This is a genomic window from Acidobacteriota bacterium (genome assembly GCA_030949985.1).
Lineage (GTDB): Bacteria > Acidobacteriota > Polarisedimenticolia > J045 > J045 > JALTMS01.
This window is the reverse complement of sequence record JAUZRX010000021.1, coordinates 165,925-180,894: the sequence shown is the minus strand read 5'-3', so window position 1 is coordinate 180,894 and position 14,970 is coordinate 165,925. Positions and strand designations below refer to the sequence as shown.

The window sequence follows — 14,970 nt, the reverse complement described above, 5'->3', positions numbered from 1 at the left end:
TTCAGCCCGAATACCTTCCGGAAGCCGGCCGATTCGCCGCCTTCGATGTCATCCGGCGGGGGGGCAGGTCGAGCCCCCCTGCGGTCAAGGGATGGCACCTGGCGATGCGCCATGCGGCCAGCGCGCCCCCCTTCAACACTCCCCACTCATCGATCGCCATCACGGCGTACTCGGAGCACGAGGGAAGAAAGCGGCAGTGAGATCCCAGCAGGGGCGAGACGAAGCGCTGGTAGGCACGGATGACTCCGGTGGCCAGGCGGCGCGGCAGCCTCACGGGGATTCTCCTGTCCGAACGTACGAGAGTCTCTTCTCGGCGCGGCCGACCAGGTTCAAGAAATCCTGTTCGAGCCTCCGGTAGGAGCGAAAAGGCGCCGATCGCCGCACGTTGACCACCAGGTCCCACGCGGGTAGCCGGTGGCGGTGATGGCGAAAGACTTCGCGTATCACCCGTCGCGCACGATTGCGACGAACCGCGGCGCCCACGCGGCGGGTCGCTGTGACACCCAGACGCGGTCCGCCCCGCTCCGTGGGCAGGACGAAGAGCACGATATGGCTCCCCGCCACCCTGACGCCACGGTCATAGACCTCCAGATACTCCCGCCTCTTCTTCAGACGAACCGACGCCGGAAAAGTCCGGCAGGCGGCTGCGTTCAGACAGCCAGCCGCTTGCGGCCCTTCGCCCGCCGACGCCGCAGAACGCGCCGTCCCCCGACGCTCTTCATCCGCGCGCGAAAACCGTGAGTCTTCTTTCTCTTGCGATTGTTGGGCTGGAAAGTTCTCTTCATTGCGCACCGCCTCGCACCTCGGCCGCGCTGGCACGCTCCAACGCCGCCGGTCGCTGTCGTGGCCCCACCCTCGCCGGGCCGCCGGCGCGCGCCAGCGCACCAGCCCACGACGTCCGCGGGACCTTTCCGAAACCGAGATAGCCTAGGGGCACCCTTGCCGGGTGTCAAACCACGACGCAAAGTCATTTCTGACTACAAGTCGAGTCCTGGAGGCCCCCCCGCCGCTTCCCAGTGGTGAGACCAAGCTCCAGAGCCCCAAGAAGATAGGAAACCTGTGGAAAATCCTCTTGTCTATCCCCTGACGAAGGTGTTACGGTCGGGCCGTTTTCAACCGTGGTGGGCAATGGCTCGGACAGGGCCCGGGCCACCGGAACGAACATCTCGACCAGGGCCGACAGGCCAGGGGAAAGCGGTGGGGCGTCTGCGGCGCAGAACGCACTTTTTTCGCCTTAAACCCCATAAAAACAAAGGGTTAGAAGAAGGATCCAGGATTCCACAACTGTGGAAAACCTGTGTGTATCATTCGCTGCGACACCGGTCAAGTTACGACGAAACAAGGGGGTAGAGGCTGTGGAAAACAACCCGCGTCAGGACCTTGCTCAGGGGGGAGCCTGGGAGAGAGTTCTCGAGGCCCTCAGGCCCCAGGTCAGCGCAACCATCTTCGACACATGGTTCCGTCCCACCCGCCTGCTCGACGCGGAAGGTGACCTGCTCCGGATCCAGGTGCCGAACACCATGTTCGCCGAATGGCTCCAGAGTCAATACCTGGAGACGATCCGGGCCACCCTGCCCAAGGTCGGGCTTCCATCCGCCGAACTTGTCTTCGTCGCGCGGGACGAGCCCTCTTCCCCTGACCGGGCGGACCGTCCCCCCAAGCCCGCGCCTTACCCCTCTCCGCGGCTCAATCCTCGCTACACCTTCGAAAACTTCGTCGTCAGCTCCTGCAACCAGTTCGCCCACGCCGCGGCCCTGGCCACCACCGACCAGCTCGGTGGCGCCTACAACCCCCTGTTCATCTACGGGGGCGTGGGACTGGGCAAGACTCACCTGATGCAGGCCATCGGCAACCGCTGGCTGCGCAAACAGCCCGGTATTCGCCTTTCCTACGTCACATCCGAGCAGTTCATCAACGAGCTGATCACCGCGATCCGCTTCGAAAAGACACCGGAGTTCAGGGCCCGTTACAGGTCGGTGGACGTCCTCCTGGTCGACGACATCCAGTTCATCGCCGGCAAGGAAAGCACCCAGGAAGAATTTTTCCACACCTTCAACGCCCTCTACGACGCCGGTCAGCAGATCGTCCTGGCGTCGGACGCCCCGCCGCGCTCGATTCCCAGCCTCGCCGAGCGCCTGCGCAGCCGTTTCGAGTGGGGCCTGATCGCGGACATCCAGCCTCCGGACCTGGAGACCAAGGTCGCCATCCTGAACAAGATCGCAGCCTCCAAGGGCTGGAGCCTCCAGCCCGAGGTGGCGCTCTACATCGCCGGACAGGTTCAGAGCAACATCCGCGAACTGGAAGGTTGCCTGACCACCCTCATCGCCTCGGCCTCGATTCAACGCCGCACGGCGGACCTGGCCTTCGCCCGGGAAGTCGTGCGCTCGATGGCCCCCCCCGAGGAAGAACCCGTCACCCTCGAAGAGATCCTCCGCGCGGTGGCCCGCCACTTCAACCTCCGGGTGGCCGATCTCAAATCGCGGACCAACGCCCGCCGCATCGCCTTCCCCAGACAAATCGCCATGTACCTGGGCAAGAAGCTGGCCCGGGAAAGCTACCCGGCCATCGGCCAGATCTTCGGCGGCAAGCATCACACCACCGTGATCCACGCGGTCCGCAAGATCGACCGCCTGCGGAGCGAGGACCCGGCCATCCACAGGACCCTGGCCGAACTGGAGGCCCGCCTGGGCTAGACGGAAGAGCGCTTACCGGGCTTTTTTCCACAACCGAGGATCCCAACCCTTGTGCAAAACCCCTGTCCCGCCCCCTGACCGACCCCGGTCGCACCCTATCCACCCCTGTGCTGAAAAGGGTCAACAGACAACCCTCTCCGCAACCCCCAGGACGACTTGAAGTTGCATCGTTTTCCACGCTTTCCACGCCCCTACGGCTACGACTGGAAAGAAATCATTCTTTCCTGATAGCCTTGTTCTTCCAGTTCCAACCACCGAGGTCATGACCATGCGAATCACCGTCGATCAGGCAACCTTCCTCAGGGAACTCTCCTTGCTGCAGGGCATCATCGAGAGAAAGGCGACCCTCCCCATCCTCTCCAACATTCTGCTCAGGGCGGGGGACGACGGTCGGTTGTTGATCACCGCCACCGACCTCGAGATCGGTTTCCGCTCCTCGGTTCCCGCCACCGTCGAGGCGCCCGGGCTGGCGACCGTCCACGCCCGGCGGCTCCACGACATCATCCGGCGTCTGCCCCAGGGAAACGTCGGGTTCCGCCTCGACGGTGGATCGCTCCACCTGACCTGCGAGCGGATCCACTACCGCCTGGCGACGCAGGACGCCGAACTCTTCCCGGCTCTGCGCGAGAAGGAAGGCCAGCCGACCGCGCAGATCGATGCCGCGCCCCTGGCGGAGATGATCAAGCGCGTGCTCTTTGCCATCACCGCCGACGATCCCCGCTACTACATCGGTGGCGCTCTGTGGGAGCTGGTCGAAGGGCAACTCACCATCGTCGGCACCGATGGCAACCGGATGGCCCTGTCCCGGCGCAGCATCCAGCAGACGGAGAGCGGCGATCACCGGCTGGTGGTGCCCCGGAAGGCGGTTGCCGAGCTGCATAAACTGGCGGCGGATCACGAAGGGGACGTGTTCATCTGGCACGAGGGCGCGAGCCTGTTCGCCAGGATGGGCGAACGGGAGCTGAGTACCAGCCTCCAGGAGCAGAAGTTCCCCGACTACAACAAGGTTCTTCCCACCTCCAATGACCGGGTCGTGGTCGTTTCGACTTCGGCGATCAAGAGTGCCATCGAACGCGTGGCGGTCCTGTCCCAGGAGCACAGCCACCTGGTGCGGCTCGATCTGCGGGAGAACCAGCTCGAGGTGTCCTCGTCCCATCAACAGCTTGGTGAGGCCCAGGAACAGCTCGAGGTGGCCTATAGCGGCGATGACTTTTCGATTGGCTTCAATGCCCAGTACCTGCTCGATTTCCTGGCGGTCTGCGGATCGGAGAAGATCGAGATCTCCCTCGGGCAGCCCATGGGGCAGAGCCTCTTCCGGCCTGTCCGCGACGAAGAGGATCACCGGGAAGATCTCTACGTGGTCATGCCGATGGCCCTGTCTTGAACCCGGATCATGCACGAGTCCTTCGACCGAAGTGCCTCGTCTCCATTCCCGCCGGGAACTTCGGGCCGTCCGACTCCCCGTGGGGAATCCGCGCCCGCCGGGGAGATTCCCGGTCATGACGCGGTCGTGAGGCCTTCCGCGCGGGCCGCCGGCCGCCGAGCGACCGCGGCGGGCTGCTTCGATGCCCCGTACGCGACGCTGGTCTAGACCGGTGAGTCGCCGGGTTCTCGCCTTCCTGAAAGTCGAGGGCGTGAGAAACCTCGCGGCCCAGGAAGTGCCGCTCGACAACCGGATCGTGGTGCTCATGGGAGACAACGCCCAGGGCAAGTCGGCCTTGCTGGAGGCGGCCTACATGCTCGCCACGACCCGCTCGTTTCGCTGTCGCGATCCGCGGCAGGCCATTTGCTGGAATGCAGAACGCCTGACCATCCACGGCAAGGTCCTGGCGGGCGGCGACAGGCCCCCGTTGACGCTGGCCCTGAGCCGGAGCCGCCGGCGTGGCGATCGGCGGCTGCTCGTGGGAGAATGCGAGGTCGAACTAGCGGAATACCTGGGCGTTCTTCCAGCACTCGCGATGACCGGAGACAGCAGCCGGAGTATTGCTGGAAGTCCCAAAGAAAGAAGAAGATACATCGACAGGGGGACGGCGGCGGCCAGGCCCGAGCACTTGCAGGATCTCAGCCGTTACCGACGGGCCCTGTCAGAGCGCAATGCGTTGCTTCGGCAAGGGGCCGCCGATGAAGCTTTCGAGCCCTGGGAGGCGATTCTTGCCGGCTTGGGAGAGTCGATCCGACGGCGCCGTGAGGAGGAGATCACCGCATGGCAGGCTGGCTTCGGAGCCCTGGCTGATCTCTTTCCGGAAGCCGGTCGCATGCGGCTGGTCTACCGGGAGACGGGAAATAGCGAATTGAGGGAGGAATTGAGCAAGAGGCGGGAAGACGATCGGCGGACGGGGGTCACGGCCAGCGGCCCGCACCGCGACGACTTCCTGATCGAGGTGGATGGCCACAGCCTCTGGGCCTTCGGTTCGGCGGGGCAGATCCGCTCGGCGCTGGCGGCCACGACCCTGGCCCAGGCGGCGCGGGTTCGGGAGTCCCGCCTCGGCTCCGAGCCCCTGCTGGTTCTCGACGACCTGGACAGCGATCTCGACTCTCGTCGTCTGGGCGGGTTGCTCGAGGCGGCCTCCGGCCTGGGTCAGGTCCTGGCGGCGACATGCAAGCCGGGATTACCTCTTCCGTCCCATGTTCTTCGACTGGTGGTCAGTGAGGGCAAAGTGAGTGTGAGAAAAGATGTCTGAAAGGGCTGATCAGCCGGGAGCGTTTCCCGGGGCGGAAGCCGCGGGGGACGGGCCCGACTACAACGCGAGTTCGATCAAGGTCCTCAAAGGCCTCGAAGCCGTACGCAAGCGCCCCGGCATGTACATCGGGTCGACCAGCGTTCATGGTTTGCATCACCTGGTCTGGGAAGTCGTCGACAATTCCATCGACGAGGCGCAGGCCGGTCACTGCGATCGGATCGAGGTCACGGTTCACGCCGACAACTCCGTGACGGTTCTCGACAACGGTCGCGGCATTCCCGTCGATCTCCACGAAGATCTCGGTATTTCCGCGGCCGAGGTGGTCATGACCCACCTTCATGCCGGCGGCAAGTTCGACTCCGAGGCCTACAAGGTCAGCGGGGGCCTGCATGGTGTGGGAGTCTCCGTGGTCAACGCCCTGGCCGAGGCTCTCGAACTCGAGATCTGGCGCGACGGCAAGGTCTACAACCAGGACTACTGCCGTGGTGTGCCGGTCACGCCGTTCCGTGAAACCGGGCGCACGGAACGGCGTGGCACCAAGGTCACCTTCCGGCCCGATCCGGAAATCTTCGAAACTCTCGACTTCGTCTTCGATACCCTGGCCCAGCGCCTGCGCGAACTGGCTTTTCTCAACAGCGGTGTACGCATCATCCTTCGCGATGAGCGTGAGGCGCGGATCCGCGAGGTGGAGTTCCACTACGAAGGAGGCATCGTCGAGTTCGTCTCCCATCTCAACGCCAAGCGTTCCCCGCTTCACGAGCCACCGATCTTCATCACCGGGCGGCGCGACGGCGTTTCCGTCGAGATCGCCCTGCAGTACAACGACTCCTACCAGGAAATGCTCTTCGCCTTCGCCAACTCGATCAACACCGCTGAAGGGGGCACTCATCTCTCCGGTTTCCGGGCCGCGTTGACCCGCACGCTCAACGCCTACCTCCAATCCGACACCGCCAAACTGCCGAAGGAAATGAAGGGTGTCTCTCTCAGCGGCGAGGACGTTCGCGAGGGGTTGGCGGCGGTCGTTTCGGTCAAGGTTCCCGACCCGCAGTTCGAGGGGCAGACCAAGACCAAGCTCGGCAACAGCGAAGTCCGGGGGGCCGTGGAAAGCCTGGTCAACGATCAGTTGGGGGCTTTCCTCGCCGAGCATCCGCGAGACGCACGCGCCGTACTGTCCAAGGCGGTCCAGGCTCTGCGAGCCCGTGAAGCGGCTCGCAAGGCCAAAGAGCTGACCCGCCGCAAGGGAGTTCTCGATTCCGGCTCCCTGCCCGGCAAGTTGGCCGATTGCCAGAGCCGCGATCCGGCGGAGTCCGAGCTCTTTCTCGTCGAGGGAGATTCGGCGGGAGGTTCCGCCAAGCAAGGCCGCGATCGTCGCTACCAGGCGATTCTTCCCCTGCGGGGCAAGATCCTCAACGTGGAGAAGGCGCGCTACGACAAGATGCTCTCCCATGAGGAAATCCGTACGATCATCACCGCCCTCGGCTGCGGCTTCGGCCAGCAGGACCTCGATATCTCCAAGCTGCGCTATCACAAGATCATCCTGATGACCGACGCCGACGTGGATGGAAGTCACATTCGCACCTTGTTGTTGACTTTCTTCTTCCGCCAGATGCGGGAGCTGATCGATCGCGGCCACCTTTTCATCGCCCAGCCGCCCCTGTTCAAGATCAAAAAGGGCAAGGAAGAACTCTACCTCCAGAACGAGGTCGAGCTCGACGCCTACCTGATCCGCAAGGCCGCCGAGGAGCGTACTGTGCGGTCTACCGGATCGGGCCGGGAATGGACGGGCCATGCGCTGGTCCACCTGCTCGAGCAGAAGGTGGAATTCCGTCGCTACCGCGAGGCGCTCGAGCGTCGTGGTTGGCCGGGACCCGCTGTCACGGCCCTTCTCGAGCGCGGTTTCGCTTCCCGAGCCGACTTTTCCGACCGCCCGCGGCTCGAACGCCTGGCCGAAACCCTCGAGTCTCTAGGCCACGATGTCCGCTCGATCGAGGAGAATCCCGAACACGGTGACTACTCCATTCGCGCCGTGGCGATGAACCTTGGGCACCGCGAGTACGTGCTCAGCGACGATGTGGTCCTCACCGGCGAGTACCGCCAGCTCCGAACGCTCTATCCCCACATTGCGGAACTCGACCACGGTCCGATCGAAGTCCACCACAACGGGACGGTGGAAACCATCGACACCGCGGCCGAACTACTCGACTCCCTGCTCGAAGCCGGCCGCCGGGGCGTGACGGTCCAGCGTTACAAGGGACTCGGTGAGATGAACCCGGAGCAGCTCTGGGAAACGACGATGGAGCCGTCGCGGCGTCGGTTGTTGCAGGTGACGGTGAACGACGCCGTGGAGGCCAGTGACATTTTCACTCTCCTGATGGGAGATGCGGTGGAGCCGCGACGGGCTTTCATCGAAGAGAACGCTCTCGACGTGAAGAACCTCGACGTGTGAAAGCAGGGGAAAAGCGAGCGCCATGACCGACGAGAACCAGGCGATCCGACAAACACCGATCAGCATCGAAGACGAGATGCGCCACTCGTATCTCGACTACGCGATGTCCGTGATCATCGGCCGCGCCCTTCCCGACGTGCGCGACGGTCTCAAACCCGTGCATCGGCGGGTGCTCTATGCGATGTACCAGTCCGGCAATGTTGCCGGACGAAGTTATCGCAAGAGCGCCAAGACCGTCGGAGAGGTGATTGGAAAATTCCATCCCCACGGCGATCAGGCCGTCTACGACACGATTGTTCGCATGGCGCAGGATTTTTCCCTGCGCTATCCGCTGGTCGACGGTCAGGGAAACTTCGGATCTATCGACGGCGACCCGGCGGCGGCCATGCGATATACCGAAATCCGCATGGCTCCGCTGGCCGGGGAAATGCTGCGTGACATCGACAAGCGCACCGTCGATTTCGGACCGAACTACGACAACACGGAAGACGAACCGCTGGTTCTGCCCTGCGGCTTTCCCAACCTTCTGGCCAACGGGGCCGACGGAATCGCCGTCGGCATGGCGACCCGCATCCCACCGCACAACCTGCGAGAACTGATCGATGCCGCGCGGCACCTGATCCAGAACCCTGGTTGCAGCGTGGCCGACCTGTTGCAGTACGTGAAAGGTCCCGATTTTCCCACCTCCGGCGTCATTTACGGTCGTTCCGGGATTCACCAGGCCTACCACACGGGACGCGGCAAGATCATCGTGCGCGGTCGGGTGGAATACGAGGAAGCCAAGAAGGGCCGGGATCGGCTGGTGATCGAGGAGATTCCTTACCAGGTCAACAAGGTCCAGTTGATCGAGGAGATTGCGGGTCTCGTTCGCGACAAGCGAATCGAGGGGATCGCGGATATCCGCGACGAGTCCGATCGCCATGGCATTCGGGTCGTGCTCGAACTGCGTAAAGATGCGGTTCCGAAGGTGGTCGAGAACCTGCTCTACAAACATACCCGCCTGCAAACCACCTTCGGGGCGATTTTTCTCGCCATCGTCGCCGGTCGACCGCGGGTGCTCGATCTCAAGAGCATGCTCAGTTTCTACCTCACGCACCGTCGTGAGGTGGTGGTGCGGCGGACCCAGTACCTGCTCGAGCAGGCCGAGGCCCGGGCCCATATTCTCGAAGGCCTGAAAAAGGCTCTCGATCACCTCGACGCCGTTATCGCCCTGATCCGCGCCTCGAAGACACCAGCCGAGGCCAAGCAGGGCTTGATCGACCGCTTCGAGTTCACCGCGATCCAGGCCCAGGCGATTCTCGACATGCGCTTGCAGCGGCTGACCCAGCTCGAGCGGGACAAGTTGCTCGAGGAACTTGCCGAGTTGCTGGCCAAAATCGAGCACTACCGGCAGATTCTCGCCTCGACGAGCATGGTCGACGAGATCGTCCTCGAGGAGCTGGAAGAAGTACGCCGCCGTTTTGGCGACGAGCGAAGGACGGAAATCGTCGAAGACGAGGGAGAAATCAGAACCCTCGACATGATCACCGAAGAGGACATGGTCGTCACCCTCTCTCACCGTGGTTATGTCAAGCGGACGGCGTTGGCCGAGTACCGCACCCAAGGCCGGGGAGGGAAGGGCATCCGCTTGATGGAAGTCCGTGACGAGGATTTCCTCTCCCGGGTGAGGATCGTCTCGACTCACGACACCAGCCTCTGGTTCACTTCCGCCGGCAAGGTCCATTCGTTGCCGGTCTACCGGCTGCCGGAGGCCGGTCGGGCGTCACGCGGCAAGCCGATCGTCAACCAGCTCGGCCTGGCCCCCGACGAGAAGATCCAGGGGCTTCTCGCCCTGAGAGACTTCAAGCAGCCGGGGCTGTTCGTCGTCACGGTCACCCGGCGCGGCATGGTCAAGCGCACACCTCTCGAAGCCTATGCCAACATCCGGGCGGGAGGCATCATCGCGCTCTCGCTGGTCGAGGGTGACAGTCTGATTTCGGTGAGGCTGGTCGGCGAAGACGACCATCTCCTCATCGCCACGCGGAAGGGGATGGCGATTCGCTTCCCCGCGAAGGAAGTGCGGTCGATGGGCCGGACGGCCCGGGGCGTCCGCGGGATCACGCTCAGGGAGGGAGACGAGGTCGTGCAGGCGTCCGTCCTCAAGGGCGGAGAGGACCTGTTGACCGTGACCGAAAAGGGCTATGGCAAACGCACTGCGGAGACCGAGTACCGTTCCCAGGGGCGCGGGGGCATGGGACTGATCAACCTCAAGGTCTCGGAAAAGACCGGCACCGTCGTATCGGCGATTCCGGTCCGGAACGACGACGAAATCATCGTCGCCACGCGACTCGGGCAGGTGATCCGTACGCCCGTCGAGCAGGATGGGCACAGCAAGATCAGCAGGCTGGGTCGATCGACCCAGGGTGTGAGAATCATCCGACTCAAGGAAGGGGACAGCGTTGTCGCCTTCACCCGCGCCAGCCAGGTCGCTGACGTGGAAGACGAAAAGGAATAGGGCGCGATCGGCCCGGTGAGGTGGCTGCGATGAAGTTCTTTATCGATACGGCGGATATCGGAGAAATCCGTGAGGCGCTCGACCTGGGTGTCCTCGACGGTGTGACGACCAACCCCTCCCTGGTGGCGAAGACCGGGCGGCCCTTCCGGGAAGTTCTGGAGGAAATCCTCGAAGTGGTCGACGGCCCGGTCAGCGCGGAGGTGACTTCCACCGACCTCGAAGGGATGAAGCGCGAGGCGACGGAACTGAGCGGGATCCACGAAAACATCGTGGTCAAGATTCCCATCATCCGCGAGGGTCTCAAGGCGGTGCGCTGGTGTTCGAGCCAGGGCATCCGAACCAACGTGACGCTCTGCTTCCACCCGCTGCAGGCGCTGATGGCGGCCAAGGCGGGGGCGACCTACATCTCCCCTTTCGTGGGACGGCTCGACGATATCTCCACCGACGGGATGGAACTGATCGAGCAGATCCGCAGGATCTACGACAACTATGGTTTCGACACCGAGATTCTGGTCGCCAGCGTGCGTCACCCGATGCACGTGGTGCAAGCCGGCCTGATCGGTGCCGATGTGGCCACGATTCCTTTCAAGGTCATCGCCCAGCTCGTCCAACATCCGTTGACGGATTTGGGTCTCGAGCGTTTTCTCGAAGATTGGAAGAAGGTACCTGGGAACTGATCGCGGCGGCGGATCAGCGCGATGAAGGACCAAATCCGCGCCATCGTGCTCGAGTGCCTGGCCGGAGGCGCGCCCGTACCCCGGGGCGTGCTGCTGAGGGCCGTGGCCGGGCAGGTCGGCGTGGAAGCCGCCAAGCGGCAACTCCGAGCCCGCGTTGCGGGAGTGCTGCGGGAGATGGAGCGGGAAGGGTTGATCGTCGATGGCGGGCCGGAGGTGTGGATGGCGCCTTCAACGGCCCCGGAGGACGGGTGAGTGGACAGGATTGAAGAGCTGCGTGAGCGACTGGCAGCCGCACGTCAAGGTGGTGGTAGCGCGAGAATCGAAAAGCAGCACGACGCCGGTAAGCTGACGGCTCGAGAGAGAATCGAGATTCTCGTCGATCCCGGTTCTTTCGAAGAAACCGACGCCATGGTGGTGCATCGCTGTACCGATTTCGGGATGGAGAAGCAGCGCATCCCGGGTGACGGCGTCGTGACGGGCTTCGCCCGCATCGAAGGCCGTCCCGTGGCTCTCTTCTCACAGGACTTCACGGTCTTCGGAGGGAGCCTCTCGGAGACCTACGCCCAGAAAATCTGCAAGGTGATGGACATGGCCCTCAAGATGGGCTGCCCGATGATCGGTTTGAACGACTCCGGCGGGGCCAGGATCCAGGAAGGAGCGGCCTCGCTGGCGGGCTATGCCGACATCTTCCTGCGCAATACCCTGGTTTCGGGCGTGATTCCCCAGATTTCCGCGATCATGGGGCCTTGCGCCGGGGGTGCCGTCTATTCTCCGGCGATTACCGATTTCACGGTGATGGTCAAGGACAGTTCCTACATGTTCATCACCGGTCCCGACGTGATCCGGGCCGTGACCCATGAGGAGGTGACCAAGGAGGAACTCGGTGGGGCGCTGACCCATTCTTCCCAGAGCGGCGTCTCGCACTTCGCGGCCAACGATGATCCACACGCCCTCGGGCTGATTCGACGCTTACTTTCCTTCCTGCCCCAGAACAACCACGAGGATCCGCCGCGTGTGGCCAGCGAGGATCCGGCGGACCGCCGGGAGGAATCGCTCAACGGCCTGGTACCCGACAATCCCAACAAGCCGTACGATATCAAGCAGGTGATCACGGCCATCGCGGACGAAGGCGACTTTTTCGAAGTCCACGAGAACTACGCGCGCAACATCGTCATCGGTTTCGCCCGCCTCGACGGTCGCAGCGTCGGCATCGTGGCCAACCAGCCGGCGGCCCTCGCCGGTGTGCTCGATATCGACGCCTCGAAGAAGGGGGCGCGGTTCGTGCGCTTCTGCGACGCCTTCAATATTCCGCTGATTGTCTTCGAGGACGTCCCGGGGTTCCTGCCCGGTGTGGCTCAAGAGCACGGCGGCATCATCGTCCACGGGGCCAAGCTGCTCTATGCCTTTGCCGAGGCCACCGTCCCCAAGTTGACGGTGATCACCCGCAAGGCCTACGGCGGCGCCTATTGCGTGATGGCCAGCAAGCATTTGCGCACCGATCTCAACCTCGCCTGGCCCACGGCCGAAATCGCCGTGATGGGCGCGGAAGGAGCGGTGGAGATTCTCTACCGTAAGGGTCTGCGTGAGGCGGACGACGCCGAGACGTTCAAAAAGCAGCGGGCGGACGAGTACCGCAAGGCCTTCGCCAACCCCTACATTGCAGCGCAGCGGGGCTACGTGGACGCGGTGATCGAACCGGCGGACACACGGTTGCGCCTGATCCAGGCCCTGAGGCGCTTGGAGACGAAGGTCGATCCCTCTCCGCCGAAGAAGCACGGCAACATTCCCCTCTAGCGACCCGTCGGCGAGGTCTTTTCGATGCGAGAGGAAGCTCGACGCCTCGTGCGGAAGAGGCTTTTTCAACGGGTTGCCAGCCCACCCCATGTCCTCGCGGCGGGAGTTCCAGGGCCCGCCGGTTAGGAGCCGCCCAGTGTTTCGGAAGATTCTCATCGCCAATCGCGGGGAAATTGCCGTACGGGTGATCAGGGCCTGTTGGGACCTGGACATCGGGACGGTCGCTGTCTATTCGAGTGCCGACCGCGGGGCTCCCCATGTCAGGCAGGCCGACGAGGCCTGGGCCATCGGGCCGGCCCCCGCCGCCGAGTCCTACCTGCGAATCGACAAGATCATCGACGTGGCCCGCGCCTCGGGGGCCGAGGCGATCCATCCGGGTTACGGCTTTCTGGCGGAGAACCCCGAGTTTGCCGACGCCTGCGCGGAGGCCGGCCTGGTCTTCATCGGGCCACCGGCTTCCGCCATGCGCGCGATGGGTGACAAAGTCGAGGCGCGGCGGCGGATGATCGAGGCCGGTGTACCCGTCGTACCGGGCACGGAAGGCGCCTTCGACGGGAACACCGAGCAGGCCCTGGCGGAGGCCGAGCGAATCGGCTATCCGGTCATCATCAAGGCCGCGGCCGGCGGCGGCGGCAAGGGCATGCGTGTTGTCGATGGCCCGGAAGACATGGCCGGGGCTCTCGAGCGGGCACGTTCCGAGGCGCAGGCGAGTTTCGCCAATCCCACGGTCTACATCGAGCGTTACATTCGCCGACCGCGGCACATCGAGGTGCAGGTTCTCTTCGACAGCCACGGCAACGGCGTTTCCTTCGGTGAACGGGAGTGTTCGATTCAGCGGCGGCATCAGAAGATCATCGAGGAATCGCCCTCCCCGGTGATCGACGCCGAGACACGCGAAAAGATCGGTTCGATGGCCCTGGCGGCGGCGCGCGCCGCGGACTACGTGGGTGCCGGCACCGTCGAATTCCTGAGAGACGATGATGGCTCGTTCTACTTCATGGAGGTCAACGCCCGCCTCCAGGTGGAGCACCCGGTGACCGAGGAGGTCTACGGCCGGGACCTGGTCAAGGCCCAGATCCGCGTCGCGGCCGGAGAGAAGCTGCGCTGGAGGCAGGACGAGTTGGTGCCTCGAGGCCATGCCATCGAGTGCCGAATCACCGCCGAGGACCCGGATCGCAATTTCATGCCCTGCCCCGGACGCATCGATGCGGTGCGCGTTCCGTCCGGTCCCGGCATTCGAGACGATTCGGCGATCAGCGCCGGCTACACGATTCCGATTCAGTACGATCCCATGATCGGAAAGTTGATCGCCCGCGGGGCGAGCCGCGGTGAAGCCATTCGGCGGATGCGTCGCGCCCTCGAGGAGTACCGCCTCGAAGGTATCACGACCAACATCCCCTTCCTGCGGCGGGTCATGGACCACCCTGATTTCGTCGCCGGCAACCTGCACACCGGTTTCATCGCGGAGCACGAAGAAGAGTTGCGGAGTGCCGGCGACCGCGGCGCGGACGAGATCACTCTCTGTGCCGCGGCGATTCACGCCTACCGCAGCCAGATCAAGCGCAGTCTGGAGCAGGACGCCGGCTCCACTACCGCCGGCACTTCCAACTGGCTCCGGCTCGGTCGGGCCAGGTCCCTGGGGAGACTCTCATGAGATTCAAGGCCTTCGACGGTGATCGGGAGTTGGACGTTGAGATCGAGCCTCTCGACGGGGGCTACGCCGTGACCATCGACGGTCAGCGCCGGGAAATCGACGCCGCCAAGCTCGAGGGATCCCACTACTCTCTGATTGTCGATCACCGGTCCTATGACGTGTCGGTCACGGCCGGAGAGGGGGGGACGTACACGGTGCGGCACAGCGGGCGGCAGCGTTCCGTGCGGCTGGTCGATCCCCTCGTGGCGGCCGCCGGGGCTCATCTCGATCGCAGCGGCCCGGCCCCGATCACGGCCGTCATGCCGGGGCGGGTGGTCAAGGTGATGGTGGAAGAAGGTCAGGAGGTCGCCGAAGGCCAGGGCCTGATCATTCTCGAAGCGATGAAGATGGAGAACGAGGTGGAGGCTCCCCGGGCGGGCAGGGTCACCACCCTGAAAGTGACTCCGGGGCAAAATCTGGAGTCGGGAGAGCTCATCGCCTTGATCGAGTAGCGCTCCACGCCCTTCGCCATGTGATCGTTCCGGCCCGCCC

At 63.9% G+C, this 14,970-nt stretch carries 13 protein-coding genes; 10 read left to right on the top strand and 3 right to left on the bottom strand.

Annotated elements, in window-relative coordinates:
• Position 1: 1 nt before the first annotated feature.
• From yidD to rpmH, 3 genes are read right to left on the bottom strand one after another with little or no spacing between them, the layout of a single operon-like run.
• Positions 2-268, bottom strand: coding sequence for a membrane protein insertion efficiency factor YidD (gene yidD, locus Q9Q40_05690; protein MDQ7006703.1), 267 nt, complete (start codon positions 266-268; stop codon positions 2-4).
• A 2-nt stretch (positions 269-270) separates the two neighbouring features.
• Positions 271-654, bottom strand: coding sequence for a ribonuclease P protein component (gene rnpA / locus Q9Q40_05685; GenBank protein MDQ7006702.1), 384 nt, complete (start codon positions 652-654; stop codon positions 271-273).
• On the bottom strand, positions 651-785 hold the full coding sequence (rpmH, locus tag Q9Q40_05680) for a 50S ribosomal protein L34 (GenBank protein MDQ7006701.1): 135 nt from the start codon (positions 783-785) through the stop codon (positions 651-653). Before rpmH ends, rnpA begins: the two co-directional genes overlap by 4 nt.
• A gap of 570 nt (positions 786-1,355) precedes the next feature.
• Here rpmH and dnaA point away from each other — a divergent pair.
• From dnaA to Q9Q40_05630, 10 genes are all read left to right on the top strand, one after another.
• The gene (gene dnaA, locus Q9Q40_05675; protein MDQ7006700.1) at positions 1,356-2,693 is read left to right on the top strand and encodes a chromosomal replication initiator protein DnaA; all 1,338 of its coding nucleotides are present in this window, start codon (positions 1,356-1,358) and stop codon (positions 2,691-2,693) included.
• 262 nt (positions 2,694-2,955) lie between these two features.
• Positions 2,956-4,077, top strand: coding sequence for a DNA polymerase III subunit beta (dnaN, locus tag Q9Q40_05670; protein ID MDQ7006699.1), 1,122 nt, complete (start codon positions 2,956-2,958; stop codon positions 4,075-4,077).
• 181 nt (positions 4,078-4,258) lie between these two features.
• Positions 4,259-5,374 carry a DNA replication and repair protein RecF gene (gene recF / locus Q9Q40_05665; GenBank protein MDQ7006698.1) on the top strand — a complete coding sequence of 372 codons (1,116 nt, stop codon included), beginning with the start codon at positions 4,259-4,261 and terminating at the stop codon, positions 5,372-5,374.
• Positions 5,367-7,820 carry a DNA topoisomerase (ATP-hydrolyzing) subunit B gene (gene gyrB / locus Q9Q40_05660; GenBank protein MDQ7006697.1) on the top strand — a complete coding sequence of 818 codons (2,454 nt, stop codon included), beginning with the start codon at positions 5,367-5,369 and terminating at the stop codon, positions 7,818-7,820. Before recF ends, gyrB begins: the two co-directional genes overlap by 8 nt.
• 22 nt (positions 7,821-7,842) lie before the next feature.
• On the top strand, positions 7,843-10,314 hold the full coding sequence (gyrA, locus tag Q9Q40_05655) for a DNA gyrase subunit A (GenBank protein ID MDQ7006696.1): 2,472 nt from the start codon (positions 7,843-7,845) through the stop codon (positions 10,312-10,314).
• 29 nt (positions 10,315-10,343) lie between these two features.
• Positions 10,344-10,991 (top strand): fructose-6-phosphate aldolase, encoded by a 648-nt coding sequence (gene fsa / locus Q9Q40_05650; GenBank protein MDQ7006695.1) that lies wholly within the window; start codon positions 10,344-10,346, stop codon positions 10,989-10,991.
• Between the two features lie 21 nt (positions 10,992-11,012).
• Positions 11,013-11,243, top strand: a complete 231-nt coding sequence (locus tag Q9Q40_05645) for a hypothetical protein (protein MDQ7006694.1) — start codon at positions 11,013-11,015, stop codon at positions 11,241-11,243.
• Positions 11,244-12,785: an acyl-CoA carboxylase subunit beta gene (locus Q9Q40_05640; GenBank protein ID MDQ7006693.1), complete on the top strand. Its 1,542-nt coding sequence runs from the start codon at positions 11,244-11,246 to the stop codon at positions 12,783-12,785.
• Positions 12,786-12,921: 136 nt separating this feature from the next.
• Positions 12,922-14,439 (top strand): acetyl-CoA carboxylase biotin carboxylase subunit, encoded by a 1,518-nt coding sequence (gene accC / locus Q9Q40_05635; GenBank protein MDQ7006692.1) that lies wholly within the window; start codon positions 12,922-12,924, stop codon positions 14,437-14,439.
• Positions 14,436-14,930 (top strand): biotin/lipoyl-containing protein, encoded by a 495-nt coding sequence (locus Q9Q40_05630; GenBank protein ID MDQ7006691.1) that lies wholly within the window; start codon positions 14,436-14,438, stop codon positions 14,928-14,930. The genes accC and Q9Q40_05630 overlap by 4 nt, the downstream gene beginning before the upstream one ends.
• The last annotated feature ends 40 nt before the right edge of the window (positions 14,931-14,970 follow it).